This is a genomic window from Actinokineospora lacus (assembly GCF_053813445.1).
Genome location: NZ_JBQERA010000005.1, coordinates 102,319 through 124,009 on the forward strand (window position 1 = coordinate 102,319; position 21,691 = coordinate 124,009).

General features: G+C 71.7%; 11 protein-coding genes. 5 read left to right on the top strand and 6 right to left on the bottom strand.

The annotated features are described in order from the left end of the window. Positions 1 to 276 precede the first annotated feature (276 nt). Together ACTG9Q_RS13985 and ACTG9Q_RS13990 are read left to right on the top strand one after the other, a co-directional pair. A complete protein-coding gene (locus ACTG9Q_RS13985; protein WP_455573178.1) occupies positions 277 to 8,727 on the top strand; it encodes a SpvB/TcaC N-terminal domain-containing protein in 8,451 nt (2,816 codons plus the stop codon). 14 nt (positions 8,728 to 8,741) lie between these two features. Beyond that, on the top strand, positions 8,742 to 9,275 hold the full coding sequence (locus tag ACTG9Q_RS13990) for a hypothetical protein (protein WP_455573179.1): 534 nt from the start codon (positions 8,742 to 8,744) through the stop codon (positions 9,273 to 9,275). A gap of 61 nt (positions 9,276 to 9,336) precedes the next feature. On the opposite strand, the gene ACTG9Q_RS13995 is transcribed toward ACTG9Q_RS13990, so the two are convergent. The 3 genes from ACTG9Q_RS13995 to ACTG9Q_RS14005 form a co-directional block, all read right to left on the bottom strand. Continuing rightward, positions 9,337 to 10,716 (bottom strand): helix-turn-helix transcriptional regulator, encoded by a 1,380-nt coding sequence (locus ACTG9Q_RS13995; RefSeq protein WP_455573180.1) that lies wholly within the window; start codon positions 10,714 to 10,716, stop codon positions 9,337 to 9,339. A 222-nt stretch (positions 10,717 to 10,938) separates the two neighbouring features. After that, positions 10,939 to 11,583, bottom strand: a complete 645-nt coding sequence (locus tag ACTG9Q_RS14000; RefSeq protein ID WP_455573181.1) for an FMN-dependent NADH-azoreductase — start codon at positions 11,581 to 11,583, stop codon at positions 10,939 to 10,941. Positions 11,584 to 11,755: 172 nt separating this feature from the next. Further along, entirely contained in the window at positions 11,756 to 13,126 is a 1,371-nt protein-coding gene (locus ACTG9Q_RS14005; RefSeq protein ID WP_455573182.1) for an LVIVD repeat-containing protein, read from the bottom strand. 325 nt (positions 13,127 to 13,451) lie between these two features. On the opposite strand from ACTG9Q_RS14005, the gene ACTG9Q_RS14010 reads away from it, so the two are divergent. Next, the gene (locus ACTG9Q_RS14010) at positions 13,452 to 14,624 is read left to right on the top strand and encodes a trypsin-like serine peptidase (protein ID WP_455573183.1); all 1,173 of its coding nucleotides are present in this window, start codon (positions 13,452 to 13,454) and stop codon (positions 14,622 to 14,624) included. A gap of 51 nt (positions 14,625 to 14,675) precedes the next feature. Here ACTG9Q_RS14010 and ACTG9Q_RS14015 read toward each other — a convergent pair whose 3' ends face one another. Further along, the gene (locus ACTG9Q_RS14015; RefSeq protein WP_455573184.1) at positions 14,676 to 16,007 is read right to left on the bottom strand and encodes a S8 family peptidase; all 1,332 of its coding nucleotides are present in this window, start codon (positions 16,005 to 16,007) and stop codon (positions 14,676 to 14,678) included. 82 nt (positions 16,008 to 16,089) lie between these two features. Between ACTG9Q_RS14015 and ACTG9Q_RS14020 the strand changes: the two genes are divergently transcribed. Continuing rightward, the gene (locus ACTG9Q_RS14020; RefSeq protein WP_455573185.1) at positions 16,090 to 18,651 is read left to right on the top strand and encodes a CHAT domain-containing protein; all 2,562 of its coding nucleotides are present in this window, start codon (positions 16,090 to 16,092) and stop codon (positions 18,649 to 18,651) included. Positions 18,652 to 18,910: 259 nt separating this feature from the next. Here ACTG9Q_RS14020 and ACTG9Q_RS14025 read toward each other — a convergent pair whose 3' ends face one another. Both ACTG9Q_RS14025 and ACTG9Q_RS14030 read right to left on the bottom strand, forming a co-directional pair. Then, a complete protein-coding gene (locus ACTG9Q_RS14025) occupies positions 18,911 to 19,357 on the bottom strand; it encodes a hypothetical protein (RefSeq protein ID WP_455573186.1) in 447 nt (148 codons plus the stop codon). After that, positions 19,347 to 19,931: an RNA polymerase sigma factor gene (locus ACTG9Q_RS14030; RefSeq protein WP_455573187.1), complete on the bottom strand. Its 585-nt coding sequence runs from the start codon at positions 19,929 to 19,931 to the stop codon at positions 19,347 to 19,349. The genes ACTG9Q_RS14025 and ACTG9Q_RS14030 overlap by 11 nt, the downstream gene beginning before the upstream one ends. A 99-nt stretch (positions 19,932 to 20,030) precedes the next feature. On the opposite strand from ACTG9Q_RS14030, the gene ACTG9Q_RS14035 reads away from it, so the two are divergent. Next, positions 20,031 to 21,503, top strand: coding sequence for a M6 family metalloprotease domain-containing protein (locus tag ACTG9Q_RS14035; protein ID WP_455573188.1), 1,473 nt, complete (start codon positions 20,031 to 20,033; stop codon positions 21,501 to 21,503). The last annotated feature ends 188 nt before the right edge of the window (positions 21,504 to 21,691 follow it).

Here is a 21,691-nt window from a genome sequence, read left to right on the forward strand (position 1 = left end):
CCATCCTGCCCTCCGGGGCACCGCCCCACCAATCGCCCGGGGCCGTGGGCGCGGCGCCGTCGAACAGCCCTGACCGGCATTTCCCCGCGATGGCGGGGGCGGGAAACTGCCGGTTACGCGAGGACTCCTCACCTGGTCGGGCCGCGCAAATACCTGACTGGGGGAATGCGCCGGTGATCACCAGGCGACGACCGGCAGTTAGTTGAGCCATCTGCCAGGTAACCGCCCCGCTCCGCGCAGCGACTCCGTGGTGGAGCCGTCTAGTGAGGGAGCGCCATGATCACCAGGGGTGTGCCAGGCCGTCCGCGGGTCCCATCGTGGCGCAGCGGCACCGTGCTCGTGCTGATCCTCGCCATGATCGGCTCGGGGCTGGGCCTGCCCGGGGTGACCCTCGCGTCCGGGCCGTCCAGCGGGGGCGCGGGCGTCGAGGTGCCCGAGTACCCCGAGGGCAAGCAGTTCGACCCCAACAAGATCAAGGACCTGAAGGCGGGCGACCCCAGCGCCGGGATCGCCCTGATCGACGCGCCCACGGCCAACAACCAGGGCGAGGCCCGGCTCGGCTACCCGATCGAGGTGCCGACGGGCCGCGCGGGGATGCAGCCCGCACTGGCGCTGTCCTACAACTCCGGCACGTCGGGCGGCTGGACCGGCATGGGCTGGGACCTGGCGACCCCGGCGGTCACGCTGGACACCCGGTGGGGGGTGCCGCGCTACGACGCGGGCCTGGAGACCGAGACCTACCTGCTCAACGGCGAGCAGCTGACCCCAGTCGCGCACCGCGGCGAGCTGCTGGCGCGCACCGCGGAGAAGGTCTTCCACACCCGGGTCGAGGGCCAGTTCCGGCGGATCGTCCGCCACGGTGACGGCCCGGCGAACTACTGGTGGGAGGTCACCGAGAAGAACGGCACCCGCCACGTCTACGGCCGCTCCGCCGAGGCCACCCTCGCCGACGCCCAGGGCAACATCGCCACGTGGGCGCTGGTCGAGACCCGCGACACCAACGACAACTTCGTCCGCTATGAGCACGCCAAGGTGATCGACGGCGGCGTGGCGAACGCGACGGTCCCCGGCGTCAACCTCTACCCGCGGCGCATCGATTACACCGGCCACGGCACCACTCCCGGCCGCTACTCGGTCACCTTCCAGACCGACCGCGAGCGCGGCGAGCCCCGCCGCCCCGACGTCGGCATCGAGGCCCGCAGCGGCTTCAAGAAGGTCACCGCCGACCTGCTGCGCCGCGTCGAGGTCAAGCTCGACGACCAGCTCATCCGCGCCTACGAGCTGAACTACCGCACCGGCGCCTTCGCCAAGACGCTGCTGGTGTCGGTCTCGCAGTTCGGCGAGGACAACCGGCTGTTCACCACCCACACCTTCGACTACTTCGACGACATCCGCGACCAGTCCGGCGCCTACAACGCGTTCACCGCGTCCAGCGACTGGTCGATCCCGGGCGACGGCCTCGGGCAGGGCCTGCGCGGCTACGGCGACGCCAGCGCGCTCTCCTCGACCACCTCCAAGGGCGCGGGCGGGCACCTCTACGTCGGCTACAACCCGACCGCCCCGCGCAAGTCGAACTCGGCGGGGGTGAAGGTCGGCTTCAACGGCGGCTCCGCCGACGGCCTGCTCGCCCTGGCCGACGTCAACGGCGACAACCTGCCCGACAAGGTCTTCCGCTCCGGCGGCGGCATCTTCTACCGGCCGAACCTGTCCGGCCCCGACGGCGAGACCCGCTTCGGCGACACCCCGATCCGGCTGAACAGCCTCCCGGCGATCTCCTCCGAGCGCACCCGCTCGACCACCGTCGGCGTCGAGTCCTACTTCGCCGTCGCCGCCCAGCTCGACTACGTCTCCACCACGACCACCTCCGACCGCTACCTCGCCGACGTCAACGGCGACGGCATCACCGACCTGGTCAACAACGGCGGTGTCCTGTTCGGACACCTGGACGCGAACGGCAACCCGGCCTACAGCGCCGACAGCGCCGACACCCCGGTGCCGGTCGGCCCCGGCGCGGTGTCCGGACCGATCGTCGGCGACCAGACCGCCGAGTTCGAGCGCCAGGTCGACCAGTTCCCCCTGCTGGACGGCGTCCGCAGGTGGATCGCCCCCTACGACGGCACCGTCCGCGTCGACGGCCGCGTCCGGCTGGTCGAGGACACCGGCCCCGAGCGCGCCGAGTACCGCGGCGCCGACGGCGTCCGGGTGGCCATCCAGCACGAGGACACCGAGCTGTGGGCCCAGCGCATCGGCCCGGACGACCACATCGAGTTCGCGCCGAGCGGCGTCGACTCCATCGCCGTCCAGCGCGGCGACGCGGTCTACTTCCGCGTCCAGTCCGTGCTCGACGGCCGGTTCGACCAGGTCGCCTGGGACCCGGACATCACCTACGTCGGCCTCGCCGCGAGCCAGGACGTCAACGGCCTGGACAACCACCGCTACCTCGCCTCCCGCGACTTCACCCTGGCCGGGCGCCCCTCGGTGGTCCAGGCGCCGCTGACCGGCACGCTGCGCCTCTCCGGTGACGTGGTGAAGTCCGGCCCCACCAGCGACGACGTCACCGTGGTCATCAGCCGCAACGGGACCGACGTGCTGACCAGCGCGCTGCCCGGCGGCTCCGGCGGCACCGCCCCGGTCAACCTCGACATCCCGGTGACCGCCAACGACACCCTGTCCTGGCGGCTCAAGGCCGACTCGCCGATCGACGCGGGCACCCTGCGCTGGGTCCCGCGGGCGCACTACACCGCCGCCGAGGGCGTCGACTCCGTCGTGGACGAGAACGGCGACCCCACGCTGGCCATCACCCCGCCGTACGAGCTGGACGTCTACCCGGCGACCACCCTGAGCGCCCCGCAGGGCTCCCACACCGCCGCCGCCACCGGGACGCTCAGCGTCCAGCCGGGCATCGCCTTCGACTTCGCGGGCCAGACCCCCGACAGCCGGGTGGTCTTCACCGTCAAGAAGCGCGGCGCGCTGCTGGCCAAGCAGGCCATCGACATCGTCGACGGCGTCGTCCCCGCCATCGCGCCGCTGAGCGTGGCGGTCACCGAGGGCGACGAGCTGTTCTTCGACTACTCCACCCTGGACACCACGCTGCCCGCCAGGCTCACCGCCCAGTCGGTCGAGGTCGACGGCGCTGCCGTGCCGAGCGCCCTGCACGCCGCCGTCGAGCAGGGCGCCTTCGCCCAGCCGTACCGCGGCTGGGGCGCCATCGGCTACCAGGGCAACCGCACCCGCGCGACCGCGCCGGTCAACCAGGCCGACCTGGTGATCGACGAGGACTTCCGCGACTCGCTGCCCGAGGGGCCGACCGAGGCCGACGTGCCCGGCTTCACCGCCGACCCGAAGGTGACGACGCCCAAGATCGTCGTGTTCGCGCCGATGCCCGCCCAGGACCGCTGGGCAGGCGCCGACGACAACACCTGGGTCGCCGCGGCGGGCGCGTCCGGCTCGCGGCTGGGCTCGGACACCATCGACGTCACCACCGACGCCGACCTGGCGGGCGCGACCGGCGTCGCCCGCAGGGCCAGGACCCAGCAGGTCTCCACGACCTTCGGCGCGAGCATCCCCGGCCTGCCGATCGGCGGGGGCGCGAGCATCGCCAAGGGCCGCGGCACCGGCCAGGTCGACTTCCTCGACCTCAACGGCGACCGCTTCCCCGACGTCGTCGGCGCGGCGGGCGCGCAGTACTCCGACATGGTCGGCGGCCTGGGCGCCACCCGCGGCAGCGTCGGCGGCGACGTGCGCCAGTCCGAGTCCCTGGCCTACAGCGTCTCGGCCAACGCGGGCAGCCCCGCGCGGACCAGCTCCAGCGCGCGCGGCCAGGACATCCCCACCGGCGGCACCACGGCCAACTCCGCGAAGGCGGGCACCGAGATGCCCACCCTCGGCGTGGGCGGCACCCTGGGCGGCGGCGAGTCCGACACCAACCACGACCTGATCGACATCAACGGCGACGGCCTGCCCGACAAGGTCTTCGCCAACGGCGACGCCGCGCTCAACCTCGGCTACTCCTTCGCCGCGCGCGAACCGTGGCCGGGTGGCCCGCTCAACGCGGGCGAGACCAGGAACACCGGTGTGAACCTGGGCTTCAACACCGACTACTACGGCTTCGCGGGCGGGGTTTCCGCCGGGGTCGGCTCCTCGTCCACCGACGCCACGCTGATGGACATGAACGGCGACGGCCTGATGGACCGGGTGTTCGCCGACGCGGGCAACGCCATCTCCGTCGCCGTCAACACCGGCAGCGGGTTCGCCGCGCGGACGCCGTTCCACGGCAGCCTCGCCGGGGTCAACGCCGACGCCAACGCCACGGTCGGCGGCGGGGTGTACTTCACCTTCGGGTTCTGCTTCGTCTTCGGCTGCATCGTGTTCAACCCGGGCGCGGACGTGTCCACCGGCGTCGGCCGCACCGAGGTCGCCCTGCGCGACGTCAACGGCGACGGCTACGCCGACCACGTCAAGTCCACCAAGGACGACCAGCTGGTCGTCGCGGAGAACCGCACCGGGCGCACCAACCTGCTCAAGTCGGTGGCCCGCCCGCTCGGCGGCCGGATCGACCTGGACTACACCCGCGACGGCAACACCTACGACTCGCCGGAGTCGCGCTGGGTGCTCTCCCGCACCACCGTCCACGACGGGCACCCCGGCGACGGCCAGGACGTCCACCTGTCCACGTTCCGCTACGCCGAGGGCAAGCACGACCGCTTCGAGCGCGAGTTCCTCGGGTTCGGCTCGGTCGTCACCGAGCAGCGCGACCCCGCCGCGGCCGATGCGGTGTACCGCACGTCGACGCAGGAGTTCCGCACCGACAGCGTCCACACCCGCGGCCTGATGACCCGGTCGGTCACCGCCGACGCCCAGGGCCGCCGGTTCCTGGAGACGGTCAACACCTACCAGCTGCGCGAGGTCGCCCCCGCGACGGTCTTCCCGCTGCTGGCCAGGACCGACCGCCACTTCTACGAAGGCCGGGCCGAGCCGGGCAAGTCCTCGTTCGTCGAGAACGAGTACGACGCGTTCGGCAACGTGACCAGGACCGTCGACGCCGCTGACACCGGCACGGCCGACGACGTGGACACCAGGGTGCGCTACAGCGGCGCCGACCCCGCGTGCGCGGCCAAGCACATCGTCGGGCTGCCCGTGGCCAGCGAGGTCCGCGGCGCGGGCGCGGTGATGCGGCGCAGCGAGGCCGACATCGACTGCGCCACCGCCAACACCGGGCAGGTGCGCGAGTACCTGGCCGACGGCGCCGCCGCGGTGACCGACCTCGCGTACTTCCCGGACGGGAACTTCCGCTCGGTCACCGAACCGGCGAACAAGGCCGGGCAGCGCTACCGGCTCGACTACACCTACGAATCCGTCGTCGGCGTGCACGTCGAGTCGATCACCGACAGCTTCGGCTACCGGTCCGACACCGCCTACAACCTCAAGTACGGCCTGCCGACCGTCGAGACCGACTTCAACGGCCAGCGGGTCAACACGGCCTATGACAGCGTCGGCCGGGTCGACTCGGTGACCGGGCCGTACGAACTGCCGGAGAACCGGGTCACGATCGACTTTGAGTACCACCCCGAGGCCGTCGTCCCGTACGCGGTGACCCGCCACGCCGACCGCACCGCGGCCGGTCCGGTCGAGGACACCATGGACACGGTCCTCTACGTGGACGGTCTCAAGAGGACGGTCCAGACCAAGAAGGACGCGACGGTCGTCCCCACGCCGGGGGCCGACCCGCAGCAGGTGATGACCGTCTCGGGCCGGACCGTGTTCGACTTCGTCGGCCGGGGGATCGAGCACTACTACCCGGTCAGCGAGCCCAAGGGCGACAACACGGCGTTCAACGCCGCCTTCGACACCATCACGCCCACCCGGCAGACCTTCGACGTCCTCGACCGCATCACCCGCACGGTGATCCCGGACAACACCTCCTCGGCGAACACCTACGGGTTCGGCCCGGACCGCTCCGGGGCGACCCGGTTCGAGACGGTCGCCACCGACGGCAACGGCAAGCAGCGCCGCACCTACACCGACGCGCGCGGCCTGACCACCGCGGTCAAGGAGTTCAACGCGGCGGCGGGCCAGCCGGTGATCTGGACGAACTACGTCCACGACCCGCTGCGCCAGATCACCAGGGTGGTCGACGACCGCGACAACGCCACCACCTCCGAGTACGACAACCTCGGCCGCCGGACCATCGTGGACAGCCCGGACGCGGGCCGCACCGAGACCCGCTTCGACCTGGCGGGCAACGTCACCGCCAAGGTCACCGCGAACCTCCGCGCGGCGGGCAAGGCTGTCGAGTACGACCACGACTTCAACCGGGTCACCGCGATCCGCTACCCGACCTTCACCGGCAACAACGTCACCTACACCTACGGCGGACCCGGCGCGCCGGACAACACCGCCAACCGGATCGCCTCGGTGCGCGACGCCGCGGGCACGGCGACCAGGGCCTACGGGCCGCTCGGCGAGCTGGTCAGGGAGACCAGGACGGTCACCGCGATCAACGGCCCGGCCCGCACCTACACCACGTCCTACCGGCACGACTCGTTCAACCGGGTGCTGCAGCTGACCTTCCCGGACAGCGAGGTGCTCACCTACGAGTACGACTCCGGCGGCCAGGTCCACCGCGCGACCGGGCACAAGGGCGGGCACGACTACACCTACCTGCACCGGCTCGACTACGACAAGTTCGGCCAGCGCGCGTTCATGGTGACCGGGACCGGCGTCCGCACCAGCTACACCTACGACCCGCGAGACCGCCAGCTGGCTACCCTCAAGGCCGCGCTGCCCGACGGGCACGAGTTCCAGAACCTGGCCTACACCTACGACAACGTCGGCAACGTCCGCCAGGTGCGCAACACCGTGGCCCTGCCGCACGGCAAGCCCATCGGCGGGCCGAGCGTGCAGTCGTTCACCTACGACGACCTCTACCAGGTGACCGCCGCCTCCGGTGAGTACCGGAACAAGGACAACAAGCTCGACCGGCAGTCGCTGACCGTGCGGTACGACACCCTGCACAACGTGACGCTGAAGGACCAGCGCCACGAGATCGTCGTCAACGCGCAGACGGTGCCGCCCGCCGAGCCGACCGGCCCCGCCTACGCCGACCCGGCCGAGGGCACCCTCGACCCGGCGCTGGCCCCGGTCGGCCCGGTGGAGGAGCCCGCCGAGGAACCCCTGCAGGAGACCCTCGACCCGGGCACCACCCTGGGCAAGGCGCAGGTCCAGAAGAAGACCACCTACAACTACGGCTACACCTACGGCTCGGCCAAGCCGCACGCGGCGAGCAAGGTCGGACCGGTCAACCAGGTGTTCGACGCCAACGGCAACCTGGTCGACACGGTCAACACCGAGCCGCCCGCGCCCGGCAAGCGCAGGCAGCTGGTGTGGGACGAGGACAACCGCCTCGCCTGCAACCAGGACCACGCCCGCAACACCACCGTCGCGCAGCACCCCGACACCTGCGTGAGCCCGCGGCAGCCCGCCACGGTCCGCTACGTCTACGACGACGAGGGCAACCGGGTCGTCAAGGACGCCGGTCCGCAGCACATCTACCCGAACCAGAACTTCAGCGAGCGCAACGGGACCGGCTTCAAGCACATCTGGATCGGCGACAGCAGGATCGCCACCAAGACGGTCAAACCGGTGGGCACCTACGAGAACCACCACTTCTTCTTCCACGCCGACCACCTCGGCTCCTCGGCCTACGTGACCGACGAGCACGCCAGGCTCACCGAGCACCTGCAGTACTTCGCCTTCGGCGAGACCTGGGTCAACGAGCACCCCGCCCAGCCGACCCCGGTGCCCTACCAGTTCGGCGGCAAGGAACTCGACGAGGAAACCGGCCTCTACTACCACGGCGCGCGCTACTACAACCCGAAGACCGCGCAGTGGCAGAGCCCGGACCCGGCGCTGGAGGGCTACCTGGACGGCAGGCCCAACAGCGGTGTCTTCCAACCGTTCAACCTGTCCTCCTACACCTTCGCCAACAACAACCCCGCCCGGCTGACCGACCCGACCGGGGCCAGCACCTGGAACCGCGTGATGGGCGGGCTGAAGGCCGTCGGCGGCGTCGTGGAGATGGCCGCGGGCGCCGCGGGCGGCGCCGCCACCTCGTGGACCGGGGTGGGTGCGGTCGCGGGCGCTGTCGTCGTGGTCCACGGCGCGGACGTGACCGCCTCCGGGCTGCGCCAGCTCTGGAGCGGTGAGCAGGAGAGCTCGCTGACCAGCCAGGCGCTCCAGGCGGCCGGGGTGAGCCGGGACAACGCCGAACTGGTCGACTCCGGCATCTCCGTCGTCGGGTCGCTGGGCACCGCGGGCATCGCCCAGGCGCCCCGGGCGGTCGCGGCGACGGCGCCACGCGTCGCCGCACCGGCGGCCATGTCCTACTCCTCGCGGGTGCTCGGGGCGAACCTGGTCCGGGCGGGAACCAGCAGGCCCGCCCAGACCGCCGCCCACCACATCGTGGCCGGTGGCTCCCCCAAGTCCGCGGTCGCCCGCGGCGTCCTGCAGCGCTTCGGCCTCAACCTCGACGACGCGGTCAACGGCGTGTTCCTCCCGGCCTCGCGCGCCTCGGCCAACCCGGCGGGCGCGGCCGTGCACTCCACGCTGCACACCGACCGGTACTACGCTGCGGTGAACAGCCTGCTCAGCCGGGCGCAGAACCGGCAACAGGTGGTCCAGTCGCTGGCCTACATCCGGCAGCGCCTGCTGTCGGGCGGTTTCCCGTGACCAGGAGGCAGTGAGTGAAGCTCTACCAGCCGCGAGTCCATCCCGGCCACGAGTGGGTGATCCCGGTGCGCGACACCGATCACGAAGTCCTCTTGGGCCTGGGCGGCACCTCGCGGCTGGTGGGCTGGCAGCCGGTGGTCGTCAGCCTGCTGACCGCCGACGAGGACGGCGCGCCGTGCGCGTGGGCGGACCTGCCATGGCTGAGCGACCACGTGCTGGTCCTGCGCCCGCGCGCGGGCGCCGTCCTCGGTCCGCTGCTGGGGCCGTGGGGTGAGCTGCTGCCGCTGGCGTGCCCGGACGCCGACTTGTCCGTGTTCCACGCCCTGACGGTCCTCGACGCGCTGGACGAGGACCGCTCCGAGATCGTGCGCTTCGACGACGGCGGCATCCTCGCCGTGGAGTCCTACGCCTTCCACGCCGGGGCGGTGACCGCCCCGGCGTTCACCGTCCCCCAGCTCCCGCGCGGGCCGCTATTCGTCAGCGAGGAGGTCGCCTCGGCGGCGGCGGACCTGACGGGAACCGAGTTCGACGAGATCTGGTCGGGCTGATCCTGGGCCGTGGCCCCGCGAACGGGCCGCCGAGTCCGCCCGCCGCGGCGATATCCGCTCCTCAACCGAGGAGCGTCTTCCGATCGCGCCACGCGAGCCGCAAAAGCGTCAGCGCGCTAGCGGACAAACGCGGCTCAAGTCGGTCGATCGCTTCACCTGTGAACGGAATGTATCGAGTGCCATCTTTGCCGATGACCCGACCTTCGTCGTTGACGCCGACCATCTCCGCGAAAAGCCGGTCAAACTCCCAAGGGTCGACGATCGCCACCGTGAGCTGCATGACGCCGAGCTCCAACGGCTCGACAACCAGCCCGTAATGCCATAGTCGGAGTGTGCCCCGCCTTCGGGCGCGTTCGAGCTGCGCAAACGGTTCGTCTTCCTTGTAGTCGATCGGGTGCGCGCTGGAACCATCGTGCTCCGGATTTCCAAGAAACTCCTCGGAAAACTCTCGCATGATGTTGCGCCAGATCGAAAAGTCGTTCCGCACGTCTGCCGGGTCAGCGGATGACGGCTGGAACTCACCGGCAGGCATCACGTGGCACAGCCCTCCGCCGTCTGCCACCTTGCCGCCGTCGCGCTCATGAAGGACAAAGCTCGGCCCCTCGCCGATGCCCCCGCGCCGAATGGTCAGAGTGTTGATCCCCGGCGACATGAGTAGCTGCCCGGGATCAAAGGGGTTCTCTATCGACGCGCGAAGCGGCAAGTCTTCAAGGCTTGGGATCTGCCGACCCGATGCCAGCCATGCCTTCTTGAACTCATGGGCTATCATCTGCTTGAGGTTGAACACCTCGAAGAAAGTTGTTCGCCCAAAGCTCAGGCGCAGCCCGGACAGTGAAGTATCAATAGTCGTCAGTCGATAGCTGGTGCGATTCTCCAGCAGGCGCGGGCGGACGAGGTCGCGCACAGCTCGACTGTAATCGCCATAGCGAACGCCTGTGTCTGTCAACGGAAGCAGTTCGTCCAGCAACCTTGATTCCGGCGGGGTGAACGCGGGCGCGTCGCTTTGCCAGTGCAGCCGGACAGCGTCCAGCTCGACCGGTGTTCCTTTGAGCCAATCCGGGCCGGTCAGCACATGGCCACCAGGCGCGCGGTGGGCCTCTGGATAAAGCCACGCCGCCAACTCGGTCAGCTCCCGGCCGCGCACTCCCGGTGCGAGCCTTGTCCGCAGCCACGCCTCCTGACTGGCCGTGATTTCCTCTTGCCGCCTGTCCACGAGCGCGCCGGTCATTGGTGGCCCTGGTTCGATCAAGCCCGCCAATTCCTCACGCGACACGCCAAGCGCCTCGGCGAGCTTCGGCCGATGCCACGGTTGCGGAGCCGCTCCGTTCGCCTCCCAGCGGGCGATGGTCGAACGGTCAACACCCATCCGTTCGGCCAATGCCTCTTGGCTGTAGCCGGCCGCCTTCCGAGCAGCTGTGAAGGCACCTCGCCGGGCTGGCATTCCTCATGCACTCCTTCAACAGCGAGCGATACGGACAGTACGCACACACTAGCGCGTTGTTATGGGTCTGTGGCTTCGTTGTGTGGGTGGTGCGTCAGAGGTGAGACAGAAGTGAGCTGGGTCAACCATCTGCCACGGCCATGGTCGGCTATGTCCGCAACATGGTGGATCGTGCTGCCTATGTCAGCGAGTGCGAGGAGCGATTTGCCGGTCGGGCTGATCTCAGGCCGTGGGCTGCGGCACCGCGAACCGGGCCGCCAGGGTGCGGGCCGAGTCGATCGCGGTGGCGATGGCGGACTCGCGGAGTTCGGGCGTGACGTCCATGGGCTGGGCGGTGACGAACTCGATGTCGGTGATGCCGACGAAGCCGAAGATCGTCCGCAGGTAGGGCGTCTGCAGGTCGTAGGCGGCCATGGGGCCCTCGGGGGAGTAGTCGCCGCCGCGGGTGCTCACGCAGACCATCCTCTTGTCGTGGCACAGGCCCACGGGAGCGCCGAACTCGTCGTACTTGAACAGGTAGCCGGGCTGCACGATCGCGTCGATGTAGTACTTCAGCGCGTACGGGACGTGGAAGTTCCACATGGGCGCGGAGATGAGGTAGGCGTCGGCGATGAGGAACTGGGCGATCAGCTGCTCCACGCGCCCCCAGGACTCGGCGTGGCGCGGATCGATCTGGTTGCCGACCATGAGCTGGTACTTGGACTCGATGTTCTGGCCCGCGACGGCGGGCAGGTCGTGGTCGAACAGGTCCAGGGTGTCGATCTCGACGTCACCCTGTCGGCGCACCGTGTCCAGGAACGCGCTGGAAACGCGCAGCGTGTTGGACGTGCCGGCACGGGGGGTACACGAGATGTGCAGTAGCCGCATTGCGCTCTCCTCTTGCCGCCGTTTGAGTGTCCCCAGGGTCAGGCCGCCCCGGCGATCATGAGGATGGCTCCGCTCGGGTAGTGGTTCGCTGATCGGGCCCGCGGCGTTACACGCGCCGGGGCACCCGTTGGCGCGGGTACCCCGGCGGTGTCAGGTCAGAGCCGTGGTGATGTCAGTTCTTGCCGGGCTTCAGGCTGTACTGCGTCTGGGCGTTGAACACGTCCTGGTGCACCGACTTCGCCTGGTTGGTGCGCGGGTCCTTGATCTCCAGCACGTCAAGGCCCTGCTGGCCGTCCAGGGAGAAGATGTAGCCGTTGTACCAGTAGGCCGACCAGGTGCCCGAGGGCCCTTCCCGCTCCGGCAGCGGGTTGAAGAAGCCGATCTCGGTGGGGTTCGCCGAGTCGGTGAAGTCCCAGATGGACACCCCGCCCTTGTACCAGGACTGGACCATGATGTCGCGGCCCTTGACCGGGATCAACGAGCCGTTGTGCGCGACGCAGCGCTCGGTGTCGAAGCGGGGGATCTTGAAGTACGAGCGGAACTGCAGGGTGGCGCCAGCGCCGGACCCGACGACGTCGTAGGTGCCGTCGGCGCCGCGGGTGTTGGCGATGTCGGGGCGGCAGGTGGCCGCCGAGCCGCCGCCGAGCTCGTCGGTGAAGACGATCTTGCTCGCGTCGTTGCTGAAGGTCGCCGAGTGCCAGAAGGCGAAGTTCGCGTCGTCCTGGACCGTGGTGATCACGGTCGGCCGCTCGCGGTCGGTGATGTCGAACAGCACGCCGTCGCCCATGCACGCGCCCGCCGCGATGTCCTTCTCCGGGAAGGCGGTGATGTCGTGGCAGCCCGCGGTCGCGGTCACGTACCCGCTCTCGACGCTGCCCGGCCTGCCCGCGTTGCCGCCGCCGGGGAACACCACGGGCGTGGCGATCACCGCCGCCGAGGTCGGGTCGGCCAGCGGCACCTTGACGATGGAGATCTTGTCGTGCGGGGGCCGGCAGCGCGCGATGGTGGTGGAGGGGCCGTAGGAGGAGATGTAGAGGTAGACGTCCTTGCCCGCCTTGTCGGGGACCAGGGTGTGGGTGTGCGAGCCGCAGTCGGTCTCGACCGACTTGATGTAGCGCGGGTTGGCCTTGTCGCTGATGTCGAAGATCCGGATGCCCTCCCAGTACGCCTGGGTCCCGTCGTTCTGGGCCGTCGAGGCGCAGCTGTCGTCGCTGCGCCGGGCGTCGACGGAGTAGAACAGCAGGTCACCGTGCACCGAGACGTCGCCCTGCGAGCCGGGGCACAGCACCTGGCTGACCATCCGCGGCTCGCGGGGCTTGGCGATGTCGTAGATCGTGAAACCGGCGTAGTTGCCCCCGATCGCGTAGTCGCCGGAGAACGCGAGATCGCTGCCGCGCCCCCCGTTCTCGGGCAGCGGCGCCGCGTGTGGCACGGTGGCCACCAGCCGCACGTTGTCGCTGGTTTCGTAGTTGCCGCCGAGATCACCCTCGGCCTGGGCCGCGGGCGCGCCCAGCAGGAGTAACGCGGCAGAGGTCGCGATCAAACCGTGTAGCGGCCGGCGCTTGGTTGGTCCCACGCCATGTCCTTCCGGTCAAGTTGCTCGGAAGTCCTAGCTTCGCGGCCGGGAAAGATCAAAGCCAGTCCTTTCCGGCCCTACGTTCACCCGTTGTTACCGGACGGGTCACTTTCACCCGAGAAGACCGCGATCGGTGACCATCGACGGCGAGATGGTCACCGCTGGTAGTTCCCGGTGGGTCAGCCGCGACTTGCGCCGAAACCCCGCGACTGAGCCGTATCACCGAGGGCGTCCCGGTCATCTGTTCTTGCACACGGCGCGCACGGCGTCGTCTTGGGGAGAGGAGCGTGGCATGCCTGACTACGACGCACCGCTGACGCCTGCGCGGCTGCTGGAGATGGACGACCCCGAGGTGGCCGAGGACGGCAGGCCCTGGGGCGAGGTGACCGAGTCGGCGAGGACCTTCACGGCCCAAGGCGGCGCCGGGCTGGAGGTCGTGCGCTCGGAGCTGCACGACGGCGCGCTGCGGGCGTCCGGGCTCCTGGTCCCCGGGCTGCCGGTGCTGGAGACCAACGCCGGTGAGGTGCACACCCGCGACCTGGCCCAGCGCCTGGCGCCGCGCCGCGACAGACGGGCGGACTGGGAAGCGGATCGGGAAGCGGCCCCGGCGGGAACGCCGTTCTGCCCGGACGGCGTTCCGCGCGGACTGCACCCCAAGACGGCGTCCACCTTGGGCAGGCGGCGCCACGGCGTCAACTCGCGCGGCAGGAGGACGGTGCTGTCGGAGAACCACAGCACGATCATCAACGGCGAGTCGCGGTCGTACGTCTATCCCGACCGCTTCCCCTACACCGCCGTGTGCAAGCTCTACAGCAGCTACCAGCCGACGCCGGGCGGGGCGTGGGTCGAAACGGGCCAGGCGACCGGCTACCTCATCGGCCGCAGCACGCTGATGACCAGCGGCCACGTCGGCCCGCCGACCACCGTGCCCTGGCGCATCCAGGTCATCCCGGCCTGCTGGAACGGCCAGTCGGTCTTCGGCGCGGGCATGGTGAGCTACGTCCGCTCGACCTGGTGGTGGAACTCCGACTCCGGCAGCGACATCCGGATCTGCCAGCTGTTCGACCCGATCGGCGACCGGTGCGGCTACTTCGGCTACCGCCACTACAACTCCTCCTGGGAGGACGGCGACTACTGGACCATGGCCGGGTTCCCCTACGACTGGAGCCTGACCCACATGACCCACGAGACCGGCATCGCCGTCCGCGATGACGACGACGGCGACGACATCACCGTCAACGGCAGCCGCTACGACACCACCCAGGTGGAGAGCGACGCCGACGAGGCGTCCGGTGTCTCCGGGGCCCCGCTGTGGGGCTGGTGGGACGACGGGCCCTACGCCATCGGCGTGCACCACGGCTACGAGCGGGACGGCACGGTCTTCGGCACCGAGCTCCTGTCGTGCGCCTCCGGCGGCGACGGCTTCGTGGCCGCGGCGGGCTGGGGACGCGGCATGTGGGGCTAGGCCGTAGGCCGGGAGCCGGTCCGGATCGCGTGGCGGTCCGGACCGGCCGTCTCACCGGCCGAGGTCCGCGCCGAGCCCGTGGTCGAGGGCCTTGATCACCGCCCCGTCGGGGTCGGTGACCGTCCGGGTGGTGGCCAGGACCTGCTGGGCGGCCTCGCGGGCGTCCATCTCGCCGGTGGTGGACATGTGCGTGGCGATGAGCCCGGCGACCAGCGGCGTGGCGAAGGACGTGCCGCTCCAGCGCGCCATGCCGCGGAAGGCCACCACCGCGCCCTGCGGTGGCATCGTGACGCAGCTGCACGCGCCGTACAGGCGCTCGTCCGGGTAGAACCGGCACGTGAGGTCCTCCCGCACCGGGTCCACATAGGAATAGCCGCCGGACATGAAGGCGTTGACGTGGCGCTCCCCGAGGGCGTACACCTCGACCCAGTCGCCGTGGTTGCTGAAACACGCGCGGCCCCGGCTGTCGTAGCGCAGGGCGCCGACGGAGACCACGCCGTCGCCGCCGTGGGCGGCCGGGTGGAACGGGTGGTCGCTGCCGTCGTTGCCCGCGGCGGCGACCAGCAGCGTCCGCGTCCCCGGCCGGTCGAGTTCCTTGAAGAACGGCGCCAGGGCGGCGTGCGGAAGACCGTCCAGAGTGGACCCGCCCGCCGAGAGGCTGATGATGTGCGGCTTTCGTTTCAGCGCGGCGAGCAGGGCCCGGCCGAGCTGGTCCTCGGTGGTCGCGCCCGCGTACTGGAAGATGTTCAGCGACCGGACCGACGTCGCGGGCGCCGCGCACCGCAGGACGCCGGTGACGAACGTGCCGTGGCCCGCGTACTCCCTGATGGTCCCGCTCGGTCCGAAGGAGGCGCACAGGTCCGGCGCGGGGATGTCGGCGAGCCAGCCGTGTCCGACCTCGTAGTCCGGCACCAGTCCGGTGTCCAGGACGTCGACCTCGACGCCCCGCCCGCCCTGGCCGAACGACCGCGGCGGGTACGGGTCCTGGCTCCCGGTGACCGGTAGCGGCACCGGCTCGTCCGCGGGGCACAGCTGCACCGGGCAGATGGACACCAGGTGGTTCGGCGTCACCGCGCCCGTCCTCAGCTCCCGGTTGACCCGCTCGACGGTGTCCTGGACCTCCTCGCCGATCCGGTAGAGGCCCACGCCCGGCAGGCTGCGCTCGCAGATCCGGTCCCCGTCGAGGTGGCGCCCGATGACCTCGCCGACGTCCTCGTCGCGGACCAGGACGTGGTCGCGTTCGTACACGAACGCGGGACTGGTCCGGTTCCCGCTCAGCTCACTCGATCGGGCCAGGTCGACGCCGCGGTCGAGGGCGGCGATGCGCACGGCGTCCCACTGCGACTGGAACTTGGCGTCGACGCGGCCGTCGAACTCCGTCATGTCTCCTCCACGGGGATGAGGTGTCGAATGGAGGATCGCGCCCCATGGCCCCCTGATACCTCCGCGGCCTAAAATGGCCCATGTGGGCGACCCGCTCGATCTGCTTGAGCTGGTCTTCGCCCGCCCTGCCGCGGCGGTCTCCGCGGCCCGCGCCCTGCTGGCGGGCACCCCGTCGGCCTTCGACGCCTCCGTCGCCCACCACGTCATCGGCCTGGCCGAGCGCGAGTACGGCGATCTCGACGCGGCCATCGCCGAACTCCGCAGGGCCAGGGCGCTGGCGGGCAGGTCCGGCTCCGCGGCGCGGCTGGCCGACGTGCTCGCCACGCTCGGCATCACGATGGTGCACGCGGGCAGGACCAGCCGGGGGCTGGCCGTGCTGGACGAGGCGGTCGGGCGCGCGGCAGGGGCGCCCGGGGCGCGGGTGCGGTTCCGCCGCGGCGGCGCGCTGTGGATTCTCGGCAGGCACCGGGAAGCCCTGGCTGACCTGCGGGTCGCCGTGCCGGTGCTGCGCCGGGCCGGTGACGTCCTGTGGACCGCCAGGGCGCTCACCCTGCGCGGCCTGATCAACCTGGCGCTGGGCCTGGTGCGCAGGGCCGACGCCGACCTGGTGGCGGCCGAGGGGATGTTCGCCGGGATCGATGAGCGGCACGCCTCCGCCTTCGCCCTGCACAACCGGGGACTGGTGGCCTTCCGCTCGGGCGACCTGCCCGCCGCGCTCGCCTGCCTCGACGACGTCGAGCGGCGCTACCGGGAACTGGGGACCACCACCCCGGACCTGGCCATCGACCGGTGCTCGGTCCTGCTCGCCGCCGGGCTCGCCCACGACGCGGTGGCCGAGGCCGACACCGCTCTGGCCCAGCGGCGCGGGCAGGCCACCCGCCGGGCGGAACTGCTCCTGGTCGCCGCGCGCGCCGCGCTGGCGGCGGGCGATCCCGCGGTGGCCGGGGAACGCGCGGGCGCTGCCGCGGCCGGCTTCGCCGTGCAGCGCCGCGACTGGTGGCACGCCCACGCCCGGCTGCTGTCGCTGCAGGCGCGGTTCAGCGCCGACCCGTCGGCGGGCAGGCTGCTCAGCCAGGCCGAGCGGGTCGCCAGGCGGCTCGGCGCACTCGGCTCGCCCGAGGTGGTCCAGGCCCACCTGCTGGCCGGGCGGGCGGCCCTGGCCCGGGGTCTGCCGTCGACGGCGCACCTGGAGCGGGCGGCCACGGCGCGGCGACGCGGCCCGGCGATCTCCCGGGTCGACGGGTGGCTGGCCCAGGCGCTGCTGGCGGACGCGGCGGGCGACGACCGCGGGATGCTCGTGGCCTGTCGGCGCGGGCTCGACGTCCTCGACGACCACCGCCTGACCCTCGGCGCGTCCGAACTGCGGGCCAGGGCCACCGCGCGCGGGGCGCAGCTCGCCGAGCTGGGCCAGCGGGCCTGCGCGCGCGAACCGCGCAGGCTGCTCCAGTGGAGTGAGCGGTGGCGCGCGACGGCGTGCGCGGTGCCCGTGGTCCGCCCGCCGGAGGACCCGGCCCTCCGGCGTGACCTGGCGGCGCTGCGCGAGATCACCAGCAGGCTGCGGCTGGAGCGCACCCCGGCGCCCGCCCTGGAGGCCGAGCGGCTGCGCCTGGAACGGGCCGTCCGGGCCCGGACACTGCGCGCTCCCGGCCGCGCCCCCGCCGCGAGCAGGCTGGACGTCGGCGCGCTGCTCGACGCCCTCGGCGGCGACCGGCTGCTCGAACTGGTCGACGTCGACGGCGACCTGCACGTCCTCGTCTGCGGCGCGGGGCGGGTGCGCCGGGTGCGGGCGGGCCGCGCCGCCGAGGCCGCGGGCGCGGTGGAGTCCGCCAGGATGGCGCTGCGCAGGCTCGCCTACGTCTCGGCGGGCGCGGACCGGCTGTCCGCGCGGCTGGCCGCACTCGGCAGGCGGTTGGAGGAGGTGCTGCTCGGCCCTGCCGTGCGCCTGCTGGGCGACGGACCGGTGGTGATCGTCCCGCCGGGGCGGCTGCACGGCGTGCCGTGGGCGCTGCTGCCCGCCCTGGCCGACCGGGCGCACGCCGTGGCCCCGTCGGCCACGGCCTGGCTCAACTCACGGGCCGCCGCGCCCGAGACCGGTGACGTGGTCCTGGTGCGCGGGCCCGGCCTGGGGTCGCTGGGCGCCGAGCTGCCCGCGCTGACCCGGATGTACCCGCAGGCCACGGTGCTGGCCGACGGCTCGGCCACCGCGGCGCGGGTGCTGGACTCCCTCGGCCGCACGGCGCTGGCGCACATCGCCGCGCACGGCGCCTTCCGGGCCGACAACGCGCTGTTCTCCGCCATCCAGCTCGACGACGGGCCGCTGACGGTCTACGACTTCGAGCGGCTGCCCAGGGCGCCGCACCGGATCGTGCTGCCCAGTTGCAGCTCCGGGCGGCTGCTCCCGGCCGGCGCCGACGAGCTGCTCGGCCTCACCGCGGCGCTGCTGCCGCTGGGGACGGCCGGGATCGTCGCGAGCCTCGTCCCGGTCAACGACGCCGCGACCGTGCCGCTGATGGTCGCCCTGCACGAGTCGCTGGGCGCCGGGGCGGGATGCGCGCAGGCCCTGTGCGACGCCCGGCGCGCGGTGGGCGAGGACCCGGTGCCGCGCGCCACCGCCCAGTCCTTCGTCGCGCTGGGCGCGGGGTGACCGTGGGTCGGCGGAACCGGGTTCACCGCGACGCGGCCTGCCTCACCGCGACCCGGTCGAGCACGACCGCACAACCTGGTACCGCACTGGCGACTTGGTCGCCAACTGGTCGGACCGGTACGACCTGGTACCGCACCGGTGACTTGGACCGCCAACTCGTCGGACGGCACGGTCTGCTGTCGCACTGGCGGCTTGGGCCGCTACCGGCCGGACGCTACGGCCTGGTGCCGCGCCAACTGGCCGGGCGGCACGCTGGGGATCAGACCCGCACCCAGCTGGTCGTGACCGGCGTGCCGTCGTCGCCGCGCAACCGCACCCGCAGGCCGCCCGCGGCCAGGCCGGGGACGGTGAACCACCCCTCGGCGTCGAGCTGGGCCGTGTGCCGCCCGCCCGGGGTCTCGACCACGACCGGACCGCGGGCCCCGGTGACCAGCCCGCGCAGGACGACCCGCGCGCCGACGTGCTCGACCTGCAACTCCAGGGACACCCCGGCCGTCTCGAACACCAGCAGCCGCGGCTCGTCGCCGCCGTCGCGGACCACGCCCGCGCCGACGAGGTCGGAGTCGGCGATCAGCGCGGCCAGCTCCTCGTCCACCCGGCGCGTGGACAGCGCCGCCCGCGCCGCCTCGGCGACCGCGGGCGGCGGTGGGTCGATCCGCGCGGCCGTGCCGCGGAGCAGGTCCACGAGCCGGTCGTCATCGGTCACGGCCGCCGCCTTCGGCGAGTTCGGCGCCGAGCACCTCGTCGGCCAGCACGACGGCGCGCAGTTGGGTGAGGCACCGCTGCCGCGTCGGCCCGATGCTGCCGACGGGGATGTCGAGCGCGGCGGAGACCTCCGCGTACGCGGGCGGCGGTGAGGCCATCAGCACCCGCAAGAGCCGCTGGCACCGCTCCGAGAGCGTCGCCAGCGCCCGCCACAGCGCGGTGTCGCGTTCGGCGCGCAGCAGGACGTCGTCCACCGGAGCGGTCGGGTCGACCGGCTCGGCGGTGGGGTCGAAGACGCCGCGCGGCGGCTCCCGGCGGGTCCGGCGGAGCAGTTGCAGGCACTCGCGGCGCACCGTGGTGGACAGCCAGGCGGGCAGCCGCTCGGGGTCGACGATGCTGTCCAGCCGCTCGACCAGCCTCAGCCACGTCATCTGCACCGCGTCGGCGGCGTCGGCCGCGCCGAACCCGTACCCGCGCGCGATCGACCACAGCAGGCCGGTGTACCGCTCGACCAGGGCGTCCCAGGCGGCCTGGTCCCCCGCGGCGGCCGAGGCCAGCAGCGCGCGAACGTCCATCTCCACCTCCAAGCGCTGTCAAGGGTACTGAGGCCGGGGAAGCCCTTCCTGATGCGCCGCGCGTGTATCAGGGGATCGATCGGGTGCATCTGGACCGGTATGCGACACACACTCACACCCCAGCACCCTGATCCCCACGGCACCGGAAACGCGTGCCGGGTCCCGCTGTCGCCGCAGGCGATGGCCGAACTCCACACCCGCTACCTCGAACGGAGAACCTCGGGCCGCCTGCCGGAGGCCATGTCGTTCGAGCAGTACTACACGGTGTGGCGCTCCGGCAGGCGCGGCAGCGCCGGGGTCGGCATGGACGACGGCGCGCTCGCCCCGGCGGCGCGCGCGGACAAGCAGCTGATCACCCGGCCGACCACCCCGCTCAAGGGCGTCGTGCGGACGATCGTGCTCCTCGTGGACTTCCCCGACAAGCCGCACGACGCCGACCACACCCCGGGCTACTACGACACGATGCTGTTCAGCGCCGACACCCTGTCGACGGGCAGCATGCGCGACTACTACCGCGCCCTGAGCGCCTTCGACCCGACGACGGACAACGGGATCGACATCCAGGGCGAGGTGCACGGCTGGTTCCGGATGCCGCGCCCGCTGTCGTTCTACGCCGACGGCAACTCCGGGACGAACGAGAACTTCCCGCGCAACTCCCAGGGAATGGCCCGCGACGCGGTGCGGGCCGCGCTGGCCGAGGGCGTCGACTTCGCCCCCTACGACGTCCTCGGCGAGGGCATGGTGACCGCGCTGTTCATCGTGCACGCCGGGCGCGGGGCCGAGGAGACCCTGTCCCGGCACGACCTGTGGAGCGTCAAGTGGGGCATCCCGCCGAACGGGGTCGAGGTCGCGCCCGGCCTCGTGGCGCTCACCTTCCTGACCGTGCCGGAGGACTGCGCCGTCGGCGTCTGCGCCCACGAGTGGGGCCACCTCGCCGCCCGCTGGGCCGACTACTACGACACCGGGACCGCGCGGCTCACGCGGTCCAACGGCTTGGGCAACTACTGCCTGATGGCGTCCGGCTCGTGGGGCAACGGCGGCCTGACCCCGACCTTCGCCAACGGGATGCTGCGGATGTTCCACGGCTGGATCACCCCGCGGCTGGTCACGAAGTCCACGAGCGCCATCGTGCTGAGACCCGCGGCCGAGGGCGGCGAAGTCGTGCTGGTCCAGAACCGCGCCACCATGCGCGAGACGCAGTACGTCGTCGTCGAATACCGGCGCAGGCGCGGGCAGGACGCGTTCCTGCCGGACGAGGGCGTCGCCGTCTACGTCGTCGACGAGGCGATCAAGAACGTCAACGACGAGGACCACCTCGCCATCGAGCTGCTCCAGGCCGACGGCAGGCGCGACCTCGCCGCGGTCTTCGGCCGCGGCAACCGCGGCGACGCCGACGACCTGTACCCCTTCGGCACCCGCCACACCGTGGGGGAGGACACGGTGCCCGCCCTCAACCTGCCGCAGGGCACGTGGTCCGGCGTCACGGTCAAGGTCAGCGGCACACCGGGAGCCGACGAGATGTCGATCGACGTCACCATCAACCAGAAGCCCGCCCGGCAGTCCGGCGGGTGAACTGCCGGTGCCGATCCACCGAGATCGCCTCGCGGTCAAACCGGCGCGATACGGGCGCGCGGCGTCTCGGTGCGCCGATGGTTCCGGCTGCCGATACTGGTAGGCGGAAAGACATTGGGCTCAAAGGCTTCCAAGCCGCTCGCGGTATCCACGCCGGAGGAAGATCCCGAACGGGTCTGATGTGGACC

Coding starts and splice junctions, on each gene's coding strand:
- ACTG9Q_RS13985 (WP_455573178.1), top strand. CDS start 277: ATGATCACCAGGGGTGTGCCAGGCCGTCCGCGGGTCCCATCGTGGCGC.
- ACTG9Q_RS13995 (WP_455573180.1), bottom strand. CDS start 10,716: ATGCCAGCCCGGCGAGGTGCCTTCACAGCTGCTCGGAAGGCGGCCGGC.
- ACTG9Q_RS14000 (WP_455573181.1), bottom strand. CDS start 11,583: ATGCGGCTACTGCACATCTCGTGTACCCCCCGTGCCGGCACGTCCAAC.
- ACTG9Q_RS14010 (WP_455573183.1), top strand. CDS start 13,452: ATGCCTGACTACGACGCACCGCTGACGCCTGCGCGGCTGCTGGAGATG.
- ACTG9Q_RS14015 (WP_455573184.1), bottom strand. CDS start 16,007: ATGACGGAGTTCGACGGCCGCGTCGACGCCAAGTTCCAGTCGCAGTGG.
- ACTG9Q_RS14030 (WP_455573187.1), bottom strand. CDS start 19,931: ATGGACGTTCGCGCGCTGCTGGCCTCGGCCGCCGCGGGGGACCAGGCC.
- ACTG9Q_RS14035 (WP_455573188.1), top strand. CDS start 20,031: ATGCGACACACACTCACACCCCAGCACCCTGATCCCCACGGCACCGGA.